Genomic DNA, 24,317 nt, shown 5'->3' with positions numbered 1-24,317 from the left:
ATGAAGCGAGTCATGGGGCTTGATGTCGGCTCGAAGACGATTGGGGTCGCAGTGAGTGACCTGATGGGATGGACAGCGCAAGGTGTGGAGACGGTCTACTGGACCGAACCAGACTTTGCTGAGGCTGTTCGTCTCCTTCGTCCGATTATCGAGCAGTACGATGTGAAAGAAGTCGTCGTCGGTCACCCGAAGAACATGAACGGGACGGTCGGTCCACGCGGTGAGGCATCCGAGGTGTTTGCTGAGGCATTCACTGAAGAGACGGGTATCCCGTGTGTATTAGTGGACGAACGATTGACGACGATGCAGGCGGAACGAATGCTCATTTCAGCAGACGTCAGCCGCAAAAAGAGAAAAGCGGTCATCGACAAAATGGCGGCCGTCATGATTTTACAAAACTACCTGGATCGTTCCGGGAAATAAGGAGGAATCTCTCATGGCAGAAATCCGTCGTGAAGAAGAAATGTACCGTATTCCAGACGAAAACGGAGATGAGCATTTATTTGCAGAAATCTTCCGTATGACGAGCGACCGCACGAAGAAGACGTTTGTCGTGCTCGAACCGGTCGGCGCACCAGAGACAGAAGATGAGGACACGATTGAAGTGTACGCATTTGAAATTGAAGAACTTGAAGATGGCGAATTCATCTTGAAGCTCGTTGAAGACGATGAAGACTTTGATGAGGTCATGGAAGCATTCGACATCGTCAGCGACGAAGTCGGTCTAGACTAAATAGAGGACAGGCGGCTGGGGTGCATCCCTCGTCGCCTCTCTTTTTAAAAAAGAACAGGGGAGAAATGCATGAATCATCCATCTATGTCAGATGAGAAACGTGCCCGCAACCGAATCGTTCGTCGCATCACGGTTGTCATCCTTGCGATCTTCCTTCTCGTCATCGCCACGGGCTCAGCGCTAACTTACGTGTTTGTGAAGCGCTCTGTCGAACCGGTTGACGCCAATTCGACGGAAACGGTCGAAGTTGAAGTCCCGCTCGGTGCCGGCTCGGGATACATTGGTGAGTTACTTGAAGAGAATGGGCTTGTAAGGAGTAGCACGATTTTCCGTTTCTATACACGCTTTAAAAACGAATCGTCGTTCCAGGCAGGGACGTACACGTTATCTCCGTCACAATCAATCGATGAGTTGATTGAAACGTTGCAAACAGGTAAAGTCATTGTGGTCCCTGATATCAAGCTTGTCATTCCAGAAGGGTTCACGATCGACCAGGTGATCGCACGACTTGCGAAAGTCGCTGATATTCCAAAAGAAGAGATTTCTGAGCAATTGAGCGATCGTGAATACATCCAGTCTCTCGTGAACGAGCATGAGATGTTGACAGAGGAAGTATTACAGGACGGCATCTATCATCCGCTTGAAGGATATTTGTTCCCAGCCACGTATGAGTTCAATAAAGGGGTAACCCTGAACGAAATTATCGATGAGATGTTATTACCGACCGAAAGTATGTATGAAGAATACAAAGGTCGTCTAGCCGATTCGGGACGGACATTCCACGAGACGCTCGCGCTCGCATCTGTTGTCGAGAAAGAGGCCGTATCGACGGAAGACCGTAAAGAGATTGCCGGTGTCTTCGAGAATCGCCTTAGCGATGGAATGAAGTTACAATCTGACCCGACCGTTTGGTACGGTACCGGGGAGACATCGATTTTCACGTCATTCGCTGACTTAGAAAACGATTCTTTGTATAACACGTATCGCTATGCGGGCATTCCAATCGGTCCAATCGCAGCCGTGAGCCGCGATGCATTCGAGGCGATGCTTAACCCGAATGATACGGATAACATTTACTTTTACGCACGTCCTCCACGTGAAGGATTCCCAAATGGAGAAGTATTGTTCGAAGTCAACTACGAAGATCACCAACAAAACGTCAATACGTACCGTTCCGAATGGGAAGCGTTTGAAGAAGCAAACAGTAATTGATGGGACGACCGGAAGCGGATGCTTCCGGTCGTTTGAATGAAGAGAGTTAAGAGGTGGAACGAGTGGACCATGCATCCTACGAGGGATATGTAGAAAAACTGATCAATGACCGCTCACCGCTGTTGACGGAGATGGAGGAGTTCGCCCGTGTTCATCACGTCCCAATCATGGATTTGACGGGTTCTGAAGTACTCCTTTCCTTATTGGCGATGCAACGACCGGCGCGCATCCTCGAAGTCGGGACGGCAATCGGGTATAGTGCGATTCGCATGGCGGAACTATTGCCCGATGCAGAAATTGTCACGATTGAGCGGAATGCCCGTCGGTTCGAAGAAGCGACGGGATTCATCGAGCGATCGGATGTCCGCGATCGAATCACGCTCATCCACGGTGATGCCGTCGAGTTGATCGGGTCAATCGCCGGTGAGTTCGATGCCGTGTTTATCGATGCGGCAAAAGGACAATATCAAAAATTTTTTGATGGGTATGGCGCTTTAGTACCAATTGGTGGTACGATTTACAGCGATAATTTGTTTTTACGAGGAGATGTCCTGCTGAATGACGTGTCAGTGCTTGACCGTCGCAGACGCCGGCTCGTCCGTCTCGTGAAGCAGTTTACTGAGCAATTGATGGCACGGACCGATTATCATACTGCAATTTTGCCCCTTGGTGATGGCCTAGCAATCAGTCGTAAATTACGATGAGGAGGACTTAACTTTGATGCAACATAAACCCGTCATAATTGGCGTGGCCGGGGGGACCGGATCTGGAAAGACGACCGTGGCCCGCGCGCTCGTCGATGCGTTTAAAGGTCAATCGGTCGTCATGATTGAGCAAGACGCATATTACAAAGATCAATCAGACATGACGATGGAAGAACGGTACAAGACGAACTACGACCACCCCTTCGCCTTTGATAACGATTTGATGATTGAGCATATCCAACAGCTTCAACAACATGAAGCGATTGAAAAGCCCGTCTATGATTATGCGGCGCATACACGGTCGGATCAAACGATTTTAATCGAACCGGTCGATGTCGTCATCGTAGAGGGAATATTGGCACTCGAAGATGCCCGTTTGCGCGAGTTGATGGATATTAAAGTGTTCGTGGATACGGATGCAGACGTACGCATCTTGCGTCGTATGCAACGTGATATCAATGAACGGGGACGTTCAATCGATTCGGTCGTGGCCCAGTACACGAACGTCGTGCGTCCGATGCATTTACAATTCTGTGAACCGACGAAACGGTACGCGGACATCATCGTTCCCGAAGGCGGAGAGAACTTTGTCGCGATTGACTTACTCGTGACAAAAATCCGTTGGGTGCTCACTGAGCGCAATCGCGCGTGAGGAAATAAATCGTTTTCAATTCACCCCTAGCTGTAATATACTAGGAGACAATGAAGGAGTGACAGAAATGGCTGAAAAACAACATTATATGACGTTAGACGGAAAAGCGAAGATCGAGAATGAATTAAACGAACTGAAGACGGTCCGCCGTAAAGAAGTCGTTGAAAATATCAAGATTGCACGTGATTTCGGTGACTTGTCAGAGAACGCGGAATATGACGCGGCGAAAGAAGAACAAGCGATGGTCGAAGGCCGAATCGCACAACTTGAAGAAATGCTTCGCAATGCGGTCATCATTCAAGATGACGTAGCGGACAACTCGGTTGTCTCAATCGGGAAGACGGTAACGTTCTTCATCCAAGAAGACAACGAAGATGAGACGTACACGATCGTCGGTGGTGCCGAGGCGGACCCGTTCACAGGGAAAATCTCGAATGAATCACCGATCGCTAAGGCGCTTCTTGGGCGTACAGTCGGAGATGTGGTCACGGTACAGACACCTGGTGGCGACATGGTCGTTGAAATCAAAGAAATCAAATAAGTTGTTGAGCGACCTCCTTTATGGAAGTCGCTCTCTTTCTGAGGAGGAACCGGAATGAAAGTAGGCATCATCGGCGCGATGGAAGAAGAAGTGAACTTGCTTCGGAACGAGTTGACAGAACGGGTAGATATAGAAATCGCAAATTATCATTTCTATGAAGGCTACCTTGGCAACATGCAAGTCGTCATCTTGAAGTCAGGGATTGGCAAGGTCAATGCAGCCATCGGCACGACACTCTTGATTGATAAATTCAAACCGGACGTCGTTATTAACACAGGATCTGCAGGCGGCTTTAAAAAAGGAATGAAAGTCGGAGACGTCGTCGTCTCGACGGAAGTTCGTCACCACGATGTCGATGTGACCGCATTCGGATATGAATACGGACAAGTACCGGGTATGCCACCGGCGTATGAGGCGGATGCAGAGCTCATTAGCGTCTGTAAAGACGTCATCGAAAATTTGCCGGACGTGAATGTACATCAGGGATTGATCGTGACGGGAGATTCATTCATCAATGACTCGAAACGTGTGGCGGACATCCTCGGTCACTTTGAAGAGGTTGCTGCCGTCGAGATGGAGGCTGCTCCAATCGCCCAGACGTGTTACCAGTTCGGTGTACCGTTCGTCGTCACACGCTCGATTTCAGACAGTGCGGACGAAGAAGCGAACTTGTCATTTGATGAGTTTTTAGAGACAGCATCAATCAATTCAGCGAAGATGGTCATGGCCGTGACAAAACGTCTAGCTCAATCATGATTAGCATAAGTGAGGGGGATGCATTGACATCCTCTTTTTGTTCCCTTATATTAGTACCAGATACTAAGAATAGGGGTCGACGATATGAATATTGGAATCATCGGCATCGGATCGTTCTTACCGGACAATCGGGTGACGAATATCGATTTAGAGAAACGGATGGACACGAGCGATGAATGGATTCGCACGCGTACCGGCATCGAGGCACGTCACCTTGCTGAAGATGACGTGACGGTCGCTGACATGGCGACACGAGCCGCAGAACGTGCACTACAGAGCGCAGGCATCACCATCGATGAGATTGAAGCGATCGTCTGTGCGACCGCCACCGCGCCAGCCTTTCCGGCGACAGCATGTATCGTACAGGCGAACCTCGGTGCGAAAGGTGCCGTGGCGTTCGATGTGAGCGCGGCGTGTAGCGGGTTCATCTTTGCGATGGACACAGCGAAGAGTCTGATGGATTCAAAAGGCTTCAAAAAGACGCTCGTCATCGGAGCAGAGAAGATGGGAGATTTGATCGATTGGGATGACCGCTCGACGGCTGTTCTATTCGGGGACGGCGCAGGGGCTGTCGTACTCGGGGAAGATGCCATCGCCTCCATTGACTCGCTCGTCCTTGGCAGTGACGGTACAGGCGGTAAATATTTATATGAGAGCCGTGACGGCAAAATCGTGATGAACGGACGCGAAGTATTCAAATTTGCAGTGCGAAAAATGCCTGAAATCGTATTAGAGGCTCTGGACAAGGCGAATAAATCGTTGAGCGACCTCGACGTACTCGTCCCACACCAAGCGAACCGCAGAATCATCGATGCAGCGATGGAACGGTTACATTTAGAAGAAGAAAAAGTCGTTATGACGATACAAGACCATGCGAACACATCGGCGGCATCGGTCCCACTTGCTTTGGCAGAAGCGGTCAAGTCTGGTAAAGTCAAGGACGGCCAAACGGTCGTCATCGCCGGGTTCGGTGCCGGACTCACATGGGGTGCAAGCTGTCTGACATGGAATCACGCAACAATTACGGAGGGGAAACGTCTATGAAACGAGTAGTAGTGACAGGATTAGGAGTCGTATCACCATTAGGAAATGATGTCTCAGCAATGTGGGATCGCCTATTAAAAGGGGACAACGCCATCGATACGTTGACGAAGATTGACATCAGCCAGTATCCGGCCAAGGTCGGGGCGGAAGTGAAAGAGTGGAGTGTCGATCATTTAGTCGAACCAAAGGAAGCGCGCAAGATGGACTCATTCATCCAATACTCACTTCTTGCGTCAGATGCTGCCCATAAAGACAGCGGACTCGATGTGAAAGCAATCGCGGACGATGTCGGAATTTGGATCGGGAGCGGGATTGGTGGCGTCGAGACGATCGACAAACAGTCAGCGATCCTCCATGATCGTGGACCCCGTCGCGTGAGCCCTTTCTTCATTCCGATGATGATTCCGAACATGGCGAGCGGCCAAGTATCCATCTATCTCGGAGCAAAAGGACCGAGCAACTGTTCCGTGACGGCTTGTGCGTCAGGGACGAACTCGATTGGTGAGGCGTTCCGTGTCATTCAGCGCGGAGACGCGATCGCCATGTTCGCAGGTGGAGCGGAAGCGCCGATCACGCCACTCTCATTCGCAGGCTTTTGCTCGAACAAAGCACTTTCAACCAATCCAGACCCAAACACGGCGTGCCGTCCATTCGACGAGAATCGTGATGGATTCGTTATGGGAGAAGGGGCCGGGGTGCTCGTTTTAGAAGAGTACGAGCACGCGAAAGCACGTGGTGCGAAAATGTATGCCGAAGTCGTCGGATACGGGATGAGCTCGGACGCATACCACATCACCGCACCGTCTCCTGAGGCAGAAGGTGGCTCAAAAGCGATGAGTGAGGCGATTCGTGATGCCGGAATCAATCCAGAAGACGTTCAATACATCAACGCGCATGGAACGAGCACGCCGCTAAACGATATGCTCGAGACGAAAGCGATTCGTCGAGTGTTCGGGGAACATGCCGACAAGCTCGCCGTCAACTCGTCTAAATCGATGATCGGTCACCTTCTCGGTGGTGCAGGTGGCGTCGAGGCCGTCATTACAGCGCTATCGATTCACGAAGGGAAGGTCCATCCGACCATTAACTGCGAATCACCAGCAGCGGATTGTGATTTAGACTATGTACGTGAAGGGAATCGGGAACTTGACATTCGTTATGCACTCAGTAACTCACTCGGCTTCGGGGGCCATAACGCGACACTCGCATTCGCGAAAGTGATGAACTGACAGTAGAAAAAATAGTCAAAAAAGGTTAGGGTATAAGGGTTGGTCTAACAGAAAGGAGCACAACGAATGAAAAAGATATCATTCATCGTGACCGCCTTGTTAGGTTCAGTCCTTATCCTTTTTTTATTTATTTGGAACGAACAACGAGAGCAGTCACGCGAACTATTACCACAAGAAGAGCAGACTTTGACGATTTATGGAGAGTCGCTTCCGACACAGCCGGACGTCATGTTAGCGATCGACACGGCATCACAAACTGTGTTGTCCCATCTATATGAAGGGCTTTATCGATTCAGTGTAGATGGGTCCATCGAACCGGCGCTCGTCGAAAAGTTGGAGCGATCTGAAGACGGGACGGTCTATACGTTCACGTTAAATGAGAGTGTCACGACGGAAGGGAACGCGATTACCGCGCAAACGTTCGTCGACCATTTTCGTAAGCTCGTCGATGATGATACCCGTTCACCGTTCAGTTTTTTACTCGCAGATGTCAAATCAGCGAAAGAGATTGGGCTAGGACAGCAGGAGCCGGATACGTTAGGGGTCAAGGCGATCGATGAGCAGACGCTTGAGCTGACTCTCATCCGTCCGATTGAAGGATTCGAACAGATTTTGGCAATGCCCGCATTTTTACCACAACAATCGGTGAATGGATGGGATGAACTGGAAACGAATGGCCCATTCAAACTCAATCGCTTAAGTGATACGATGATTTCGTTACATAAAAACGATACGTATCGAGAGGCTGAACAGGTCACACTCGAATCGATTTCGATCGAGAGTGACCAAAACTTGACGGAGATGAGCGGGATTCAACCGATCCCATACGGTTTTGACGTCTCTACTGTCGATGAGGGAATGACGTTACGAGATGTTCCGCGAAGTGGTGTGTTCTATTTAAAGCCGAACGTTCAAAAGGCGCCATTTGATGACGTATCGTTTCGCCAGGCGCTCGCATTGACAATAGACCGGTCGGCAATCGAGGCCTCGCTTGCACGAGCGGAGCAACCGACGGAACGGCTACTCGTCATGGACCGAGAAGCTTCGGTCGCGCAGTTGGAGGGAGATGCGAGTCAACTGTTCGAAACGGTAAAAAAACGTCTGAACAAAAAAGAAGTGGAAATTGAGCTACTTAGTTTCGTTGATGAAGAGGCACGTCAAATTTCCACAAAATTAAAGAAGAATTTGGAACAGTTAGATGGTTTGACCGTCAATATCGTCGAGCTTCCCCTCGGAGAAAAAGTTAGGAAGGAAGTCTCAGGTGATTTTACTTTTTCCTTGTCTGGGTGGCAGCCTGACTATCCGATGCTATCCGCCTATTTGACTCAGTTTGAGACGAATAACGTGTTAAACTCGAGTCAATATGCGAATGAATCGTTTGATGAATTGATGAATCATGCGCGTTCAACCGAGCGAATAGAGGAGCGAAACTCGTTATTGCGAGATGCGGAAGCGATGCTGTTAGAAGAGGCTGTCGTTATGCCAATCTATCAAGCCGGACGATCTTATATGATCGAAAATGGCTATGAGGACATCGGATATCCAGTCATCGGTCCTTCATATGTCCTAACCTTTGCGAAAAAATATGAAAATTGAGCTAAAAGCCTGCCATTCCAGGTGGGCTTTTAGACTATATCGAAAATTTTTTAGAAAAATCAAAATAAACACTTTGCAAAATTATCAGAATATTGTATTATTGCATCAACGGGATTTTGGTAACAAATACTGTCAGAAGAAATGACTGAATTTTCTACCATCATTCACTTCGTTAAAACGAAAAAATCAGGGGGTCATCGCAATGAATAAGAAAAAAGGTTTTGCTTTAGCATCTTCGGTTACACTTCTTTCAAGTGCTTTCCTAGCTGCATGTTCGACAGGGGATGAAGACACAGGGTCTTCTAATGGATCAGGTTCAGAAGGTTCGGCAGATGAAGCGCAAGTCCTCAACTTGCTCGACAGCTCAGACATTCCTTCACTTAACCCGACACTCGCAACAGACTCAGTATCGTTCAACGTATTAAATAACGTAAACGAAGGTCTTTACCGTATGGACGAGAACGATGAGCCGACTCCAGGTATGGCTGAGTCTCACGAAGTTTCTGAAGACGGAATGACATACACGTTCAAAATCCGTGAAGGCGTAACTTGGTCAAACGGTGAGCCTGTCACAGCGAACGACTTCGAATACGCTTGGAAAGAAGTACTCAACCCAGATAACGCTTCACAGTACGCATACGTCATGTCACAGATTGAAGGCGCAGAAGCTTACAACACAGGCGAAGGCGAGCGCGATGCAGTAGGCGTTAAAGCAATCGACGATCAAACGCTTGAAGTTAAATTGACAGCACCGGCTGACTACTTCCTCGGATTGACAAGCTTCGGCGTGTTCATGCCAAAACTTGAGTCATTCGATACAGAGCAGGGTGAGAACTTCGGTACGTCTGCTGAGACGACTCTCTACAACGGACCGTTCAAACTCGACAGCTGGGAGCGCGAACAAGGCTGGACGATGGTCAAGAACGAAGACTATTGGGATGCGGACACAGTTAAACTTGATGAGATCAACGTTAAAGTCGTTAAAGAAGTTTCAACAGGTGTTAACTTGTACGAGAACGGTGACGTGGACCGCACAGGTTTGACTTCTGAGCTTGTTGCTCAATACCAAGATAGCGACGAATTCTCAACTGTCGTTGAGCCGACTCTCTTCTACCTTCAGTTCAACACAGAAGTGGAAGCGCTTGATAACCAAAAAATCCGTAACGCGATTGACGCGGCATACGATAAAGCAGCGATCGCAGAAACGCTTCTTGCGAACGGTTCGATTCCTGCGAACTACCTCGTACCAAAAGACTTCGTAACAGGTCCTGACGGTAACGACTTCCGTGATGCGAACGGTGACATCGGTGGTTATGACGTTGACCGTGCGCAACAACTTTGGGAAGAAGGTCTCTCTGAACTCGGTACGGATTCAGTTGAACTTGAGCTCCTCAACTATGACTCTGAGTCTGCGAAGCAAATCGGTGAGTTCATCAAAGGTGAACTTGAGAAGAACCTTCCAGGCATGACCGTTTCAATCAAGCAACAGCCGTTCAACAACAAACTTGACCTTGAGAACAAAGGGGACTTCGAGTTCACGTTCGCTGGTTGGGGTCCTGACTATCAAGATCCAATGACATTCGTTGACCTCTTCGTCACGGATGGACCATACAACCGTGGTAAATGGTCGAATGATGAGTTTGACAAGTTGATTGAATCTGCTAAAGCAAGCACAGATTCTGAGCAACGTTGGGCTGACCTTCAAGAAGCAGAAAAAATCGTTCTTGAAGAAAATGCAATCTCACCAGTTTACCAACGTGGATCGGCTCGTCTCGTCAAGCCTTACGTGAAAGATATCGTCGAGCACGCATTCGGTGCGGACTTCTCTTACAAGTGGGCTTCAATCGAAGGCAAAGAGTAATCAAATCATCTTTACAAAAAGAGACAGGGACGCCTGTCTCTTTTTTACGTTCAAAAAAGAGCTCTCGGATTGAGAGCTCTTCTGACGTTCGTTTACTTGTTAACTTTGGCACGTTTGCGACTGAGTCCCATCGCCTTTTCAATCTTCGCAAGATTTTTGTTTGCGACGGCCTCTGCTTTGGCGCGGCCCGCATCAAGAATTTCATCAAGTTCTGGTGAATCAATCAGTTCATGGTAACGTGATTGAATCGGTTCGAGTAAAGCGACGACCGCCTCTGCAACGTCTTGTTTGAACGTCCCATAGTTCGAGTTTTCGTATTGTTTAACGAGGTCTTCAATCGACGTGTCCGTTGACAGCGAATAAATTTCAAGTAGGTTTGAAATTCCTGGTTTGTTCTCCCGGTCGAACGAGATGACGCCGCTCGAGTCCGTGACGGCACTCTTGATTTTCTTACGGATGACATTCGGCTCATCGAGCATCGAAATGTAACCTTTGGCGTTCGAATCCGATTTCGACATTTTTTTCACCGGATTGGTGAGTGACATGATCCGGGCTCCTTCTTTTTGAATGAGAGGTTCCGGCATCGTGAACGTCTCATAATAACGTTTGTTAAATCGTTCGGCCAAATCACGAGTCAATTCGATATGTTGTTTTTGGTCATCTCCGACAGGGACGAGTTCCGTATTATACAATAAAATGTCAGATGCCATAAGAGTCGGATAAACAAACAATCCTGCTCCGACGTTCTCATTTCCTTGCGATTTATCTTTATATTGTGTCATTCGGCCGAGTTCACCCATGCCAGCGATACACGTTAACATCCACCCGAGCTGAGCGTGCGCCTTCACTTCAGACTGAACGAAGATCGTCGCTTTTTCCGGGTCAAGACCCGAAGCGAGATAGAGTGCCGCTAACTTCCTTGTATTGTTCATGAGATCGACTCGATCAAGTTGAACGGTGATTGAATGTAGGTCGACGATGCAATAATATGCGTTGTTCTCTTCTTGCAGATTGACGAACTGTTTCATCGCCCCAAGATAGTTACCGAGCGTCACGACGCCGGTCGGTTTGATTCCTGAAAAAATCGTTGCCATGTATATACACCTCCGTAAAATATAAAAAACCGCAGTCGTCCTCCCGAATAAATCGGGACGAATAACCGCGGTGCCACCCAAATTTGCATAAACTATGCCACTTGAACGCAGTAACGGGCGTGAACCGTCTCGCCATACTCCATTTCAAGCGAGCCACTCGAAAGTCCATTCATTCAACGCCTGTTCATCTACTCGCAGCAACGTAGACTCTCTGTGGAAAAGGATGGTTGAACTACTTGTCTTTTTCAACGTGTTCTTATTCTGTATTTAGTTTAGCACAGCTATAAATAAACAAAAAGACTAAATCAACGCCATGAGAAATGACAATAAGGTACTTCCTGCCCCGACAAACACCCAGTTCCACGCCGATTGTTTACGCAGCTTTCGATCTTCTGGGTCTTCTTCTTCGTCTTCCTCATAATCTGCATCAATTTCTCTCAGCTTCGCACGACGGTTACGCTTAAAACCGTACATGATCCCGTCAAACAGTCCGCTTGCGCTCATATGTGAAAACATCCCAATCGCAAACGTGAGGATTCCTGAAACGAACAAGCCTCCACTTAGGTGAAAGAGAATCGACTCACTCTGGAAATACGAAAAAATGGACCAAACCGTATAGAGAATTGTGACAATTCCCCAAACAATAAATATATTTCGAAACTTTCTCAACGATGTAATCTCCTTTCAACATAGATGAGGAATGGTGCGGCATTCCATGTTTCTTCTATGATACTAGGAAGAAAGGGAAGAAAGCGAGTGTCAAGTATGAGTCGTATGATAGCGTTTCATTCAATAGTTGACAGTTTCATTAAAAATTTCTTACAATAGCCCTAACGTTCTTTCGTCGATTACTTTATGAAATATTCAGAAAATTAAAGAAAAGTAAGATGTTACTTTCGACGATTGGGTAGCTTTGAAAACGAAAGGGGAAATCGCAATGAAGAAAAAATCGATTTTGCTCATGATGACGTTCATCTTGGCACTCGGTTCAGTACTCGCGGCTTGTTCAACAGGCGGCGACTCTGATGGCGGTTCTTCTTCAAACGGAGAAAAAGTTCTTCGTTTGACGGATACGTCAGATATTACTACAGCCGATCCAGCATTGGCAACAGACGCGGTCGCGTTCAACTTGATCGCCAACACAATGGAAGGTCTTTATCGTCTCGATAAAGATGGGAACGCCGTACCAGCACTCGTGGAAGGCGAGCCGGAAGTGAGTGAGGATGAAACGGTCTACACGTTCACACTTCGCGATGCGGAATGGTCAAACGGTGAACCGGTCACGGCAAATGATTTTGTTTATGCATGGCAACGTGCTGTTGATCCTGAGACAGGGTCACAATATGCTTACATCATGAACACGATCAAAAACGCTGAAGCCATCAACACAGGTGATACTCCGAAAGAAGAGCTTGGCGTAAAAGCAATCGATGAGAAAACGCTTGAAGTCACACTTGAGCGTCCGGACCCATCGTTCCTCTCGCTCACTTCATTCGGTACATTCACACCAATCAATGAAGCTTTTGCGACTGAAAAAGGATCTGATTTTTCGACAAACCCTGAGAACCTTCTCTACAATGGACCATTCACATGGACAGAGTGGGATCGTGAACAAGGATATGTCTTGACAAAAAATGATACGTATTGGGACAAAGACAACGTCGCACTCGATTCAGTCGACGTTCGTGTCGTCAAAGAGACGTCAACGGTCGTAAACTTGTATGAAGCTGGTGACGTGGACTATGCAGGACTTGCATCAGAACAAGTCGCAGCATTCCAAGAAGATGAAGATTTCAACACAGGTCTCCGTTCGTCAATCGGTTACTTCAAATTTAATCACGAAGATGAAGTGTTCTCTGATGTGAACGCACGTAAAGCGATTGCACGTGCGGTCGACCCATCGGGAATCGTCGATCAGCTCTTGAACAACGGTTCGATGGCGACAACTTCATTCATTCCGAAAGACTTCATCAAATATGAAGACGGAACGGATTACACTGAAGGTGTCGAGTACTTCCAAACGAACGCTGACGAAGCTGCTTCGTTATGGGAAGAAGCGACTGGAGGAGAGGCGACTACAATTGAACTCCTCTCGTTCGATAGCGAAGTTTCAAAACAAATCTCTGAGTACATGAAAGGTCAAATCGAGACGAACTTACCGAACGTAACCGTCGAGATCGCACAGCAGCCTTTCAACAATAAACTTGAACGTGAATCAAACGGTGACTACCAAATGTCATTCGCGGTTTGGGGACCTGACTATAAAGATCCGCTCACAAACCTCGGAATCTTCACGTCGAACAACGGTCAAAACGATATCAATTACAAGTCATCTGAATATGACCAGTTAATCGATGCAGCGGCCGCTGAAACAAATATCGATGCACGCTATGATCTGTTCAAAGAAGCAGAAGCGCTCTTGATTGAACAAGATCAAGGAATCATGCCGATTTACCAGGCTGGCGTTGCATACTTGATTCGTCCAAACATCGAAAACTTTAACCGTCAACTATTCGGTGCTGACTACCAGTACAAATACGTTGATATCAACTAATGAAATGAGGGGGCATGCGAACCGCATGTCCCCAATTTTCTAAAAAATTGTACTGAACTAAGAGAAAACACTGTTCAAATGTTTTGTTGGTAAAGTATAATGTAGTAACAGTGAAAATTCAGAATAATCTTTGAAAGGGATATTCTTTATTTTCAGCCACTGTACTAAGAGCCTTGAGATGACGTATAATTTATTCTTTCAGAAAATTCCTTTCATTTTGTGAATTTGATGAATGGGTCTTATGTCATAGTGAAGCTGTTGGTGCAAGTAGTAGATAGAATTAGACAAACACAGGGGGTTTTTACAAATGGGACGTTATATCCTACAACGGCTGACTTATGGCCTCATCACGTTCTTCTTGATCGCCACGTTCACGTTCTTCCTGATGGACCTGCTCCCAGGTTCACCATATCAAAACCAGGAAAAACTGACAGAATCACAAATTCAACTATTGAATGACCGCTATGGACTCAACGACCCACTTCCGGTCCGTTATGCGACGTACATTGGAAACATGCTTCAAGGTGACCTTGGCGTATCATTCCGTACGGCGAACCGTCCAGTAACCGAGTTGATTATGGAACGAATCGGTCCATCGGCACAATTAGGGCTCCAAGCATTAGTTCTCGGAACGCTCGTCGGTATTTTGTTAGGTGTTGTAGCCGCGATTCGTCACAATACGGTCATTGACTATGGTTCAATGTTCGTATCGGTAATCGGGATTTCTGTCCCATCATTCGTTTTTGCCGCCCTCCTTCAATATTATGTTGGGGTTCAGTTTAAGTTGCTTCCGGTCGCATTCTGGGATTCGCCAGCACATACGATTTTGCCGACGATTTCATTATCCCTTGGGGTCACGGCATCGATTGCTCGTTTTGTCCGTACCGAGATGCTTGAAGTCACCGGGCAGGACTATGTCACGCTCGCCAAAGCGAAAGGGCTTAGCGGGAACGCGATTGTCTGGAAGCACATGGTCCGTAACGCCATGATTCCAGCGATTACGATTCTCGGTCCTTTAACTGCGGCTCTTTTGACAGGTACGTTCGTCATTGAAAAAATCTTTGCTGTGCCAGGGCTTGGCGAGTTGTTCGTCACGTCAATCACATTGAACGACTATTCTGTCATTATGGGTACGACACTCTTCTTCTCAGCGGTGTTCATTTTGATTATTTTAATGGTCGACTTGCTATACGGCGTAGTTGATCCACGTATTCGTCTTGGGGGGGATAACTGATGATTGAAAACAAAAAGAATTACGAACAGTTCGACCAAGACATGTTCACACCGATTGAAATGAATGAACAGCTTGGCGAGCGTATCGCCGGTAAGAGCTTAAACTTTTGGCAAGATGCATGGTTGCGCCTAAAGAAAAACAAAGCGGCCATCATCTCGCTGTCTATTATTTTGATACTTGTCATACTTTCATTGTTCGGACCGATGTTATCGGGCCGTGATGCCTATGAACAAAACATCTCGCAAGCGAAATTACCACCTAAAGTCACAGGGCTCGAATGGGCAGGATTCGATGGGATGGCGACACTAGGTGGTCGTGAAATTGACTTCTACGAACAAAAGAACGTAGAAGAAAACTACTGGTTCGGTACCGACTATCTCGGTCGTGATCTTTGGTCACGTATTTGGGAAGGGACACGTATTTCGCTCTTCATCGGTTTGATGGCCGCCATCATCGATACGGTCATCGGTGTAGCATATGGCGGTATCTCTGCTTACTTCGGCGGACGTACCGATAACATCATGCAACGGATTGTCGAGATTTTGACAGGTGTACCAAACTTGATTCTCATCATTCTGTTCATCTTGATCTTTGACCCGGGTGTCTTCACCATCATCCTGGCTATGGTCATCACCGGTTGGATTGGGATGAGTCGACTCGTTCGAGGTCAGATTTTAAAACTTAAAAACCAAGAATTCGTTTTGGCAGCCCGTACGCTTGGTGCTTCAAGCGGGCGCTTGATCTTCAAACACTTGATTCCGAACACGTTAGGTGCGATCATCATCACACTCATGTTCACGATTCCTTCTGCCATCTTCTTCGAGGCATTCCTCAGCTTTATTGGGATCGGGCTTCAACCGCCACAGGCATCACTTGGTACGTTGATCAATGATGGATACAAAGAATTGCGGACATTCCCGTTCCTTCTTGTCATCCCATCGGTCATCATCGTCTTGCTCATGGTCAGCTTCAACTTGCTTGCTGACGGCTTGCGCGATGCGTTCGATCCAAAAATGCGTAAATAATAAAGAAAGAGGGGGACTCGTGCATGGAAACGATTTTATCAGTCCGGGACTTAGAGGTCTCGTTCCACACTTATGCCGGAACAGTTCAGGCTGTTCGTGGTGTTTCGTTTGATTTGAAAAAAGGCGAGACGCTCGCCATCGTAGGAGAATCGGGTTCAGGTAAATCCGTCACTTCGAAGGCGATCATGCGTCTCATTCCGAACCCTCCAGGTGAAATCACGAACGGAGAGATCATGTTCGAAGGGAAAGACTTGGCGAAACTTTCGGAAAAAGAAATGCTTAAAATTCGTGGTCGCGATATCGCAATGATTTTCCAAGACCCGATGACATCACTTAACCCGACGATGACGATTTATAAACAAATCGCGGAAGGGTTGAAGCAACACCAAGGGTTGACTGGTGAAGATGCGAAAAAACGTACTCTCGAACTGTTGACGCTCGTAGGGATCCCGAACCCGGAAGCACGCTTGAAGCAATACCCACACCAACTTTCTGGTGGGATGCGTCAACGGATCGTAATCGCGATCGCACTCGCGTGTAATCCGAAAGTGTTGATTGCCGATGAGCCGACGACAGCACTTGATGTGACGATTCAAGCGCAAATCCTTGAATTGTTAAAAGATATTCAGCAAAAGACGGGCACGGCCATCATCTTTATCACGCACGACCTCGGGGTTGTCGCAAACATGGCTGACCGCGTTGCTGTTATGTATGCGGGACGTCTCGTCGAAAAAGGGACGGTCGACGAAGTGTTTTATGAGCCACGTCATCCTTATACGTGGGGACTTCTCGGTTCGATGCCTCGCCCGACAGATGACCGAAATGAAGCGTTACCTGCAATCCCGGGTACGCCTCCAAACTTGCTCGATCCTCCGAAAGGAGATGCGTTCGCACCGCGTAACCCATACGCGATGAAGATTGACTTTGAGAAAGAGCCACCGATGTTCCAAGTGAGTGATACACACTTCGCTTCAAGTTGGTTGTTACACCCACAAGCACCAGCGGTCACGCCGCCGCGTGCGATTCGTGAACTCGCTCTCAAGTATCGTCCAGACAGCGCGTTCGCAAAATCGTTTACGAAAGGTGGTGCTGAATAATGGAACGCGAGAAACTACTCGAGGTAAAAAACCTAAAGCAGCACTTTAAGATTGGTCGCGGCCGTGTCGTCAAAGCGGTTGACGGCATCACGTTCGACATTTACAAAGGTGAAGTGCTCGGTCTCGTAGGTGAGTCCGGTTGTGGGAAGTCTACGACAGGACGCACGATTATCGGTCTTTATGATGCGACGGATGGTGATGTCGTGTTTAAAGGTGAGAACGTTCATGACAAGAAGTCGAAAGCAGATAAATTGAAGTTTAACCGTGCGATGCAAATGATCTTCCAAGACCCATACGCCTCGCTTAACCCGCGTATGACCGTTGCCGATATCATTGCGGAAGGAATCGATATCCACGGTTTGGCGAAGACGAAAGAAGAGCGCATGGACCGCGTATATGACCTTCTTGAGACAGTCGGTTTGACGAAAGAGCACGCGAGCCGTTACCCACACGAATTCTCGGGTGGTCAGCGTCAGCGTATCGGGATTGCCCGTGCCCTCGCAGTTGAACCAGATTTCATCATCGCCGATGAGCCGATTTCTGCCCTTGATGTATCGATTCAAGCGCAGGTCGTCAACTTGATGAAAGAATTACAGCGTGATCGCGATTTGACGTATTTGTTCATCGCCCATGACTTGTCGATGGTAAAATATATCTCTGACCGTATCGGTGTTATGTATCAAGGCCACCTCGTAGAGCTCGCTACAGCCGATCGCCTCTATGAGAACCCGATCCATGCGTATACGAAATCGCTCTTGTCAGCGATTCCGCTCCCAGACCCAGAGCACGAGCGTACACGGAAACGGATCGTCTATGAATCGACTTCGAAAGGTCCGGTCGGACGTTCGGATGAAGATTCGAGCATCCCGCCGCTTCGTGAAGTCGAACCTGGTCATTACGTTTCACTCACAGATGAGGAGTACGAAGCGTACAAAGCACAAACTGTATAATCTAAAAACCCTTGACTTTTTAAGAGTCAGGGGTTTTTGCACAAAAAAATCACCTAATCAAATTAGGTGACCGGTTAACCGTTCGATATACGTGGCAGATTTGAGAGGCGCTCGACGATTGCATCAATTTGGCGAACGCGTGTCAATGCATCCTCAATCTCCATCGTTTCGTAATGATGCATGCCGCCTGGCTGTTCGACAAACGTGTCAGCGTCATGAACGAGCTGTTGTAGCGGCGTTCGCTGAATCCGACTAGGAGGTAGATAAGAGTCGGTATGCAACAGAATCATGACAGAGATCTCTTTAGCCCGTGCCGGATCTTCCCCTAGACGAATCAACAGTTTATGTGCACGCTCTGCGCCTTTAATTGCATGAATGTCATTTTGCCGATACAAATCATAGTTCCACTTGCCTTCTGTATACCATTCATAATGGCCGATATCGTGAAGCAGCGCAGCTTTAGTCGCTAAATCTGTATCGAGACCACGTTTCGTTGCCATTTCGAGAGCGCGTTCACACACATCAACCGCATGCTTCAAGCCAGATCGAGTTAAATATTTTTGGGTAACCGGGTGTTTCATGATTGTTTCCAATGTGATTCTCATCATCGCTCTCCTCCTTAATAATAAAAGGTTATTTCTATAAACTATACAGGTTTTTTAATTTCAATGCAAACCACAACCTTTTACTCACGTGATAAACTATTAAGTTTGATTCACAGATCACAAACAGATGTGCTATAATTCAATTGTAGATATAGTCCAACTTCAAGATTTTCAGATTCGGTAATGCGCATTCGGTTCCTTACGCTGCTGGGGGGTGAGAGGCCATGAAAGAACGTGACAAAGTGCTACGAGAGAAAAAAAGACTTTTAAAAGAAGTGTTGAAGAAAAAGTTGAAAGACTTACAAGTAAAGCCAGGGAAGGAGACGGTGTCTCAACCGGTTTCTCGATTTCCTGCATCTTAAGTTAGGTCATTCAAGGTCGCATTCGACGGATGCGCCTTGTTTTCTTATCCGAATGATAAAGAATATCATTGAAGTTTCAATAAATAAGAATTATTATAATTAAGTGGATGCGATTTTGGGTATACAAATAGAGTCACTAAAAAGATGAACGCATACTCGGTCAGGGAGGAAGAAAAATGGTCACACTTTATACATCTCCAAGCTGTACATCTTGCCGAAAGGCACGAGCTTGGCTTGAAGAGCACGATATTCCTTTTACAGAACGAAACATATTTTCAGAGCCGCTCTCACTTAATGAGATTAAACAAATTTTACGGATGACGGAAGACGGGACGGATGAGATCATTTCGACCCGCTCAAAAGTCTTTTCTAAAATCGATGTATCCGTGGATGCATTATCACTTCAACAGCTGTATGACTTGATTCAAGAATACCCTGGGTTGTTGCGTCGACCGATTTTAATCGATGATAAACGTCTACAAGTCGGGTATAACGAAGATGAGATCAGACGATTCTTACCACGAAAAGTCCGGACGTTCCAATTACAGGAAGCCCAACGACTTGTCAATGAATGAGAGCATACTGTTTAAGCAGTGTGCTTTTTATTATTGACTATTTCCTATAAAATAAAGATATAACCCGTCATCTAGATTGAACGATGTCAAAAAGGGTACAAAGATAACAAGACAATTTCCCCTTTCCTCCTTATGTGAATTGGGAGCGAGGTGAGAAGGGAGTGGACAATCGTGAAAATTGAGCGCATCAATGATAATACCGTCAAATTTTTCATCACATACGTCGATATTGAAAAACGTGGCTTTGCACGTGATGAAATTTGGTACAACCGAGAACGTGGCGAGCAGCTGTTCTGGCAGATGATGGACGAGGCTCACGAACGTGAAGACATCTCGTTTGATGGTCCACTATGGATTCAAGTCCAAGCTTTTGAAAAAGGTCTAGAAGTGACTGTGACGATCGCGAAAAATGTGATGGATACTGAAGATGATTCTGAACTAGGTTCGCTTCTTCGTTCGGCAATCGATGAGGCACGAGACCAGCAATCAGTACTCGATCAGTTAAGCGAATTGGATGAATTAGAAGCGGAATCGGATGCCTGGGCGCCACTCGCGATGGGAACAGATGACTTTGAGGCCATCATTTCACTCAGTAAGCGAGCTGGAGACACGTTCAGTGACCTTGATTTGACGCTATACCATTACCAAGACCGCTATTACTTGTGGATTGATTTCCCAGAAGAAATGGAACCAGAAAACGAAGAGAATGCACTCAGTCTCTTAGCAGAATATTTATCATTTAGCACACAGACACAACCGATGCTTGAGGAGTATGGTAAAGTCATTCTCACTGGCGACGTTTTTGCAAAAGTGCGCCACTATTTCTAATAGTACATCGCCTGTTCAATCGGACAGGCGATTTTTTAAAAAATGAAGGCGAAGAGGTGTTGGTATGGTGAGGCGAATTCGGTTGTTACTCGATGAAAGTGCGTGGTTCGTTCCATTTTTGTATGGGACGGGTGGGATTGTATTAACGATATTGACCCAGATGTTTAGTGGGTTCTTTCAAAATTTACTTCCTGAGTTTATTTATTTGGACTTAGATTCGGCCGCATCTGTGTTGTCTTCGACGTTCACGAGTCTCATGACGATGATGACATTTAGTTTTTCCACGATTTTAGTCGTGTTGACGACGTACTCGTCGCAGTTTTCACCGCGGACGATTAATAATTTCATGACGAATACAGCGGCTAAGCACACACTCGGTCTCTTCATCATGACGACCGTATACGGGATTTCAAATTTGTTCCTCGTCCGTACGGCTGACGAGGGCGTCGTTTTGTCGTCAGGAATTAGCGTGTTTTTAGTCATAGGTTCCATATGGGCATTCGTGAAGTTCATCCAGACAATCAGTGTCTCGATTCAGGCCGAGCGTCTTTTATCAACGTTACATAAAGAAGCGCTCTCTGTCATTAGCGAGCAAAAAGATGCGATTGAGTCAGATGAGGTGCATCTCGTCCTACCGCGGTCAGTCCATTCGTTCGAAGGTCAAGCGGCTCGAGCGTCACGGACGGGATATGTTCGATTGTTTTTGAGAGAAAAGCAAGGTGACCATGAAACAGATTTCGAGTCGGTCGTGGCCGTCGGAGATTTTGTCGCAAAAGGGGATTTGCTCGGTTTTTGGAAAGGTGAGGACACCCCGGATGTCGATTTATTTGAAATCGGAGAGGTCCGTTCCTCCATGCAGGATCCGTCGTTTGCGATTGAGAAGCTAAGTGAGATCGCATTGCGTGGGATTTCTCCAGGAATCAATGACCCGAATACCGCGATTCACGCCATTCATTACATCGGAGATATTTTACGAGAGTTATGTGAGTTGCCTGATGGCGATTTTCTTTATTCGAACGGGAAATCTGATTGGCATGTGAAACGAAAGACACTTGACACGATTCTGTTTGAAGCGTTATCGCCGATGCAGACGTATGCAAATCAAGATATCTTCGTCATGGGGGCCGTGTTCGAGGCGATTCGTATGGCTCGTCTTCAAGCGCATGAGACATTGCACTCCACATTTAATGAGATGGTTGAGTATTTTGAAGACGTGATTGATTGGGATCGTCTTCACGCCAAAGAACAACTTTACTTAAAGAATAAAATCAATCGGGCAAAACAAATGACGGCATGACAGGAGACCACCTTATCGAAAGAGAAGGTGGTCTCTTTTCAAGAGAGGGTATAGCCGCCATCGACAGTGATCGCCTGCCCATTAATGTAAGACGAAGCATCGGTCAATAAGAATTCAACGGTCGGAGCCACTTCTTCGGGTAGGGCGGCATGTCCCCGGAAATGATGCGTCATGGCCTCTTTAAATTTCGTTTCGCCCCCATACAACTTATGGCTCAGTGGTGTATCCACTGGACCGAAACAAACCGCATTAAATCGAACTTTTCCTTTCATTCGATGCGCGAACGTTTTGGTCAGGGCGACCACAGCCGCTTTCGAGGCGGCATAATGTGCAAGCATCGGTGGAAATTTGACGTGCCCGACGATCGCGGCGTTATTGACGACGCTCGCTCCTTTTTTAAAGAATGGGATTGCTCGTTGTGTGACCGTGTTCAGTGCATGGAGGTTGACATCGAACACCTCGGTATACGCGTCGCTCGTCAACCGCTCTGGTGTACCCGGTCGACCGAACGTTGCGGCATTGTTGAACAGGCCGTTTAACTTCACTCCTTGTTCTTTCATGTGTGCGAACAGATGGTCGATCTCGTCAGCTGACTCGAGATCGCATTGGATAAAGGTTGCCCGTCCGTTTGATTCGGTCTCAAGAGATGCCCCACGTGACTCGTCCCGTCCGATGCCGATTACGTGATGCCCATTTTCAGTCAACTGCAAAGCGACGGCGCGACCGATTCCACTTGTTGCACCGGTGATTAGAAAAGTCCCCATAATTGATTCTCTCCCCTCAAAAAGATGACGTTACGATGTATAATTAATGATAATACATGACAGAAACGAGGTCAGCTTATAATATGTTGCGACGCATACAAGTACTCTTTTCCCTTATTTTGCTCGCAGGACTCATTGCGATATTATCGTTTTACTGGAGTTCACAAGTGATTGGGCTCTTCTCGATTCTCGTCTTTCTGACAACGTTCAGCATTTTGCTTGTCATTTTGCTAGAGAACCGCAATCCGCAACGCACTTTGATTTGGGCGATCGTCATGATCGGGTTTCCCGTCATTGGACTATTTGCTTATTTCGTATTTGGTCAGAACTATCGCCGGAAACGTATGTTTAAAGAGAAAGCGATGCTCGATGAAGAGACGTATTTGGCATATCGCCAAAGAGCGATGACGTTATCCCCATCACTCATGTTCGCACACGATGATTACGAAAAATTGATGCATCTCACTTCTTCCTTGAATCAGCTGCCGGTCTCGTCAAACACGTATACCCAAATCTTGACGAACGGTCAAGAGAAATTCTCGAAATTATTGCCTGCCTTGAGAGGGGCGACACGTCACATTCATCTTGAGTATTACATCTTCCGGGAGGATCGTATTTCTCGGGAAATTCAGCGAATCCTCATCGAAAAGGCGAAGGCAGGGGTCGAAGTTCGATTTATGTATGATGCGGTCGGGTCGATTCATACGAGCAATTCGTTCTTTGAAGAGATGAAACAAGCAGGTGTCCAAGTACAGGCGTTCTTCCCGGTCGTACTTCCGCTCGTCTCGAGTAAAACGAATTATCGGAACCACCGAAAGATTGTGGTCATCGATGGGACCGAAGCGTTTACAGGCGGATTGAATGTCGGAGATGAGTATTTAGGTGAGCACGCCAAGTTCGGATTTTGGCGGGACACCCATCTGTACGTCAGAGGAGAAGGCGTATCTGAGTTGCAGTTGATCTTCTTGCAAGATTGGTATTATATGACCGGAGAACGTCTGTTCACCCCGTTTTATCTAGAGCCACTTGAAACGGTTCGAAGTGCGAGTGGTGGTGTACAAATCGTGGCGAGTGGGCCGGATGAACCGTATGAGACGATGAAGTCGATTTATTTTTCCCTAATCAATGCCGCGAAAAAATCGGTTTACATCTCTTCGCCTTATCTCATACCAGACGAGGACATTATGAGCGCACTGAAGACTGCATCACTGTCAGGAATCGATGTCCGGATTGTGTTACCGAGCTATCCTGACCATAAAATTGTTTTTTATGCGAGTCGATCTTATTTTGAGGAACTGCTCGTGGCAGGGGTCAAAATCTATTTGTACGAAGAAGGTTTCATGCACTCTAAAGTGATTGTCGTCGATGATGGTTTGGCGACAATCGGGACGGCAAACATGGATTTTCGTAGTTTTCATTTGAATTTTGAGGTCAATGCGCTCCTTTATAACACGAACTCGGTCCATCAACTGAAACAGGACCTGTATCATGATTTTGAGGGGTCTCATGAATTAGAGTTAGCACAGTTCTCGACACGCTCGTTTTTTATCAAGCTGATCGAGTCTTTGGCGAGAATGTTTTCACCACTACTATGAGGAGGGGCG

General features: G+C 47.0%; 25 protein-coding genes and 1 other annotated feature. Of the genes, 21 read left to right on the top strand and 4 right to left on the bottom strand.

All coding sequences use genetic code 11. The annotated features are described in order from the left end of the window. From ruvX to KNP00_RS02520, 11 genes are all read left to right on the top strand, one after another. Entirely contained in the window at nucleotides 1–423 is a 423-nt protein-coding gene (ruvX, locus tag KNP00_RS02570) for a Holliday junction resolvase RuvX (protein ID WP_215141928.1), read from the top strand. 13 nt (nucleotides 424–436) lie between these two features. Beyond that, complete coding sequence (locus KNP00_RS02565) at nucleotides 437–733, top strand: DUF1292 domain-containing protein (protein ID WP_026826425.1); 297 nt, start codon at nucleotides 437–439, stop codon at nucleotides 731–733. Nucleotides 734–802: 69 nt separating this feature from the next. After that, on the top strand, nucleotides 803–1,945 hold the full coding sequence (gene mltG / locus KNP00_RS02560; RefSeq protein WP_215141926.1) for an endolytic transglycosylase MltG: 1,143 nt from the start codon (nucleotides 803–805) through the stop codon (nucleotides 1,943–1,945). Between the two features lie 62 nt (nucleotides 1,946–2,007). Beyond that, nucleotides 2,008–2,649, top strand: a complete 642-nt coding sequence (locus tag KNP00_RS02555) for an O-methyltransferase (protein ID WP_215142280.1) — start codon at nucleotides 2,008–2,010, stop codon at nucleotides 2,647–2,649. 16 nt (nucleotides 2,650–2,665) lie between these two features. Then, nucleotides 2,666–3,301 (top strand): uridine kinase, encoded by a 636-nt coding sequence (gene udk, locus KNP00_RS02550; protein WP_215142278.1) that lies wholly within the window; start codon nucleotides 2,666–2,668, stop codon nucleotides 3,299–3,301. A gap of 67 nt (nucleotides 3,302–3,368) precedes the next feature. Next, nucleotides 3,369–3,842 carry a transcription elongation factor GreA gene (greA, locus tag KNP00_RS02545; RefSeq protein WP_215141923.1) on the top strand — a complete coding sequence of 158 codons (474 nt, stop codon included), beginning with the start codon at nucleotides 3,369–3,371 and terminating at the stop codon, nucleotides 3,840–3,842. Between the two features lie 54 nt (nucleotides 3,843–3,896). Then, nucleotides 3,897–4,598, top strand: coding sequence for a 5'-methylthioadenosine/S-adenosylhomocysteine nucleosidase (gene mtnN / locus KNP00_RS02540; protein WP_215141921.1), 702 nt, complete (start codon nucleotides 3,897–3,899; stop codon nucleotides 4,596–4,598). Between the two features lie 84 nt (nucleotides 4,599–4,682). Further along, entirely contained in the window at nucleotides 4,683–5,642 is a 960-nt protein-coding gene (locus KNP00_RS02535) for a beta-ketoacyl-ACP synthase III (RefSeq protein ID WP_215141919.1), read from the top strand. Continuing rightward, nucleotides 5,639–6,871 carry a beta-ketoacyl-ACP synthase II gene (fabF, locus tag KNP00_RS02530; RefSeq protein ID WP_215141917.1) on the top strand — a complete coding sequence of 411 codons (1,233 nt, stop codon included), beginning with the start codon at nucleotides 5,639–5,641 and terminating at the stop codon, nucleotides 6,869–6,871. The genes KNP00_RS02535 and fabF overlap by 4 nt, the downstream gene beginning before the upstream one ends. 66 nt (nucleotides 6,872–6,937) lie before the next feature. Continuing rightward, nucleotides 6,938–8,467 carry a peptide ABC transporter substrate-binding protein gene (locus KNP00_RS02525; protein WP_215141916.1) on the top strand — a complete coding sequence of 510 codons (1,530 nt, stop codon included), beginning with the start codon at nucleotides 6,938–6,940 and terminating at the stop codon, nucleotides 8,465–8,467. 202 nt (nucleotides 8,468–8,669) lie between these two features. Further along, nucleotides 8,670–10,328: a peptide ABC transporter substrate-binding protein gene (locus KNP00_RS02520; RefSeq protein WP_215141915.1), complete on the top strand. Its 1,659-nt coding sequence runs from the start codon at nucleotides 8,670–8,672 to the stop codon at nucleotides 10,326–10,328. Between the two features lie 92 nt (nucleotides 10,329–10,420). Here KNP00_RS02520 and trpS read toward each other — a convergent pair whose 3' ends face one another. Both trpS and KNP00_RS02510 read right to left on the bottom strand, forming a co-directional pair. After that, the gene (gene trpS / locus KNP00_RS02515) at nucleotides 10,421–11,422 is read right to left on the bottom strand and encodes a tryptophan--tRNA ligase (protein WP_215141914.1); all 1,002 of its coding nucleotides are present in this window, start codon (nucleotides 11,420–11,422) and stop codon (nucleotides 10,421–10,423) included. A 50-nt stretch (nucleotides 11,423–11,472) separates the two neighbouring features. Next, nucleotides 11,473–11,680, bottom strand: a binding site (T-box leader). 42 nt (nucleotides 11,681–11,722) lie between these two features. Then, nucleotides 11,723–12,091, bottom strand: coding sequence for a DUF3899 domain-containing protein (locus KNP00_RS02510; RefSeq protein ID WP_215141913.1), 369 nt, complete (start codon nucleotides 12,089–12,091; stop codon nucleotides 11,723–11,725). 268 nt (nucleotides 12,092–12,359) lie between these two features. Here KNP00_RS02510 and KNP00_RS02505 point away from each other — a divergent pair, with 268 nt between their 5' ends. The 5 genes from KNP00_RS02505 to KNP00_RS02485 all read left to right on the top strand — a co-directional run bounded on the left by KNP00_RS02505 (nucleotide 12,360) and on the right by KNP00_RS02485 (nucleotide 18,282). Then, nucleotides 12,360–13,976 (top strand): peptide ABC transporter substrate-binding protein, encoded by a 1,617-nt coding sequence (locus KNP00_RS02505; protein ID WP_215141912.1) that lies wholly within the window; start codon nucleotides 12,360–12,362, stop codon nucleotides 13,974–13,976. Between the two features lie 307 nt (nucleotides 13,977–14,283). Next, nucleotides 14,284–15,210, top strand: a complete 927-nt coding sequence (gene opp3b / locus KNP00_RS02500; protein ID WP_215141903.1) for an oligopeptide ABC transporter permease — start codon at nucleotides 14,284–14,286, stop codon at nucleotides 15,208–15,210. Continuing rightward, entirely contained in the window at nucleotides 15,210–16,235 is a 1,026-nt protein-coding gene (gene opp3C, locus KNP00_RS02495; protein ID WP_420828305.1) for an oligopeptide ABC transporter permease, read from the top strand. The genes opp3b and opp3C overlap by 1 nt, the downstream gene beginning before the upstream one ends. Nucleotides 16,236–16,258: 23 nt before the next feature. Continuing rightward, nucleotides 16,259–17,332: an ABC transporter ATP-binding protein gene (locus KNP00_RS02490; RefSeq protein WP_215141901.1), complete on the top strand. Its 1,074-nt coding sequence runs from the start codon at nucleotides 16,259–16,261 to the stop codon at nucleotides 17,330–17,332. Further along, nucleotides 17,332–18,282 carry an ABC transporter ATP-binding protein gene (locus tag KNP00_RS02485; protein ID WP_215141899.1) on the top strand — a complete coding sequence of 317 codons (951 nt, stop codon included), beginning with the start codon at nucleotides 17,332–17,334 and terminating at the stop codon, nucleotides 18,280–18,282. Before KNP00_RS02490 ends, KNP00_RS02485 begins: the two co-directional genes overlap by 1 nt. A gap of 74 nt (nucleotides 18,283–18,356) precedes the next feature. Here KNP00_RS02485 and KNP00_RS02480 read toward each other — a convergent pair whose 3' ends face one another. After that, nucleotides 18,357–18,890 carry an HD domain-containing protein gene (locus KNP00_RS02480; RefSeq protein ID WP_215141897.1) on the bottom strand — a complete coding sequence of 178 codons (534 nt, stop codon included), beginning with the start codon at nucleotides 18,888–18,890 and terminating at the stop codon, nucleotides 18,357–18,359. A 221-nt stretch (nucleotides 18,891–19,111) separates the two neighbouring features. On the opposite strand from KNP00_RS02480, the gene KNP00_RS02475 reads away from it, so the two are divergent. The 4 genes from KNP00_RS02475 to KNP00_RS02460 all read left to right on the top strand — a co-directional run bounded on the left by KNP00_RS02475 (nucleotide 19,112) and on the right by KNP00_RS02460 (nucleotide 21,949). After that, nucleotides 19,112–19,249, top strand: a complete 138-nt coding sequence (locus KNP00_RS02475; protein WP_214695472.1) for a hypothetical protein — start codon at nucleotides 19,112–19,114, stop codon at nucleotides 19,247–19,249. Between the two features lie 176 nt (nucleotides 19,250–19,425). Then, the gene (gene spxA / locus KNP00_RS02470) at nucleotides 19,426–19,824 is read left to right on the top strand and encodes a transcriptional regulator SpxA (protein ID WP_131433653.1); all 399 of its coding nucleotides are present in this window, start codon (nucleotides 19,426–19,428) and stop codon (nucleotides 19,822–19,824) included. 171 nt (nucleotides 19,825–19,995) lie between these two features. Then, nucleotides 19,996–20,652 (top strand): adaptor protein MecA, encoded by a 657-nt coding sequence (gene mecA / locus KNP00_RS02465; RefSeq protein ID WP_215141895.1) that lies wholly within the window; start codon nucleotides 19,996–19,998, stop codon nucleotides 20,650–20,652. 64 nt (nucleotides 20,653–20,716) lie between these two features. Further along, nucleotides 20,717–21,949: a DUF2254 domain-containing protein gene (locus KNP00_RS02460; RefSeq protein WP_215141893.1), complete on the top strand. Its 1,233-nt coding sequence runs from the start codon at nucleotides 20,717–20,719 to the stop codon at nucleotides 21,947–21,949. Between the two features lie 38 nt (nucleotides 21,950–21,987). On the opposite strand, the gene KNP00_RS02455 is transcribed toward KNP00_RS02460, so the two are convergent. Then, on the bottom strand, nucleotides 21,988–22,713 hold the full coding sequence (locus KNP00_RS02455; protein WP_215141892.1) for an SDR family NAD(P)-dependent oxidoreductase: 726 nt from the start codon (nucleotides 22,711–22,713) through the stop codon (nucleotides 21,988–21,990). Between the two features lie 83 nt (nucleotides 22,714–22,796). Here KNP00_RS02455 and cls point away from each other — a divergent pair, with 83 nt between their 5' ends. Then, on the top strand, nucleotides 22,797–24,308 hold the full coding sequence (gene cls, locus KNP00_RS02450) for a cardiolipin synthase (RefSeq protein WP_215141891.1): 1,512 nt from the start codon (nucleotides 22,797–22,799) through the stop codon (nucleotides 24,306–24,308). Nucleotides 24,309–24,317: the final 9 nt, after the last annotated feature.

The organism is Exiguobacterium qingdaonense (genome assembly GCF_018617855.1).
Lineage (GTDB): Bacteria > Bacillota > Bacilli > Exiguobacteriales > Exiguobacteriaceae > Exiguobacterium > Exiguobacterium qingdaonense.
The sequence above is the reverse complement of the archived record's forward strand: the minus strand, read 5'-3'. Positions and strand labels throughout refer to the sequence as shown.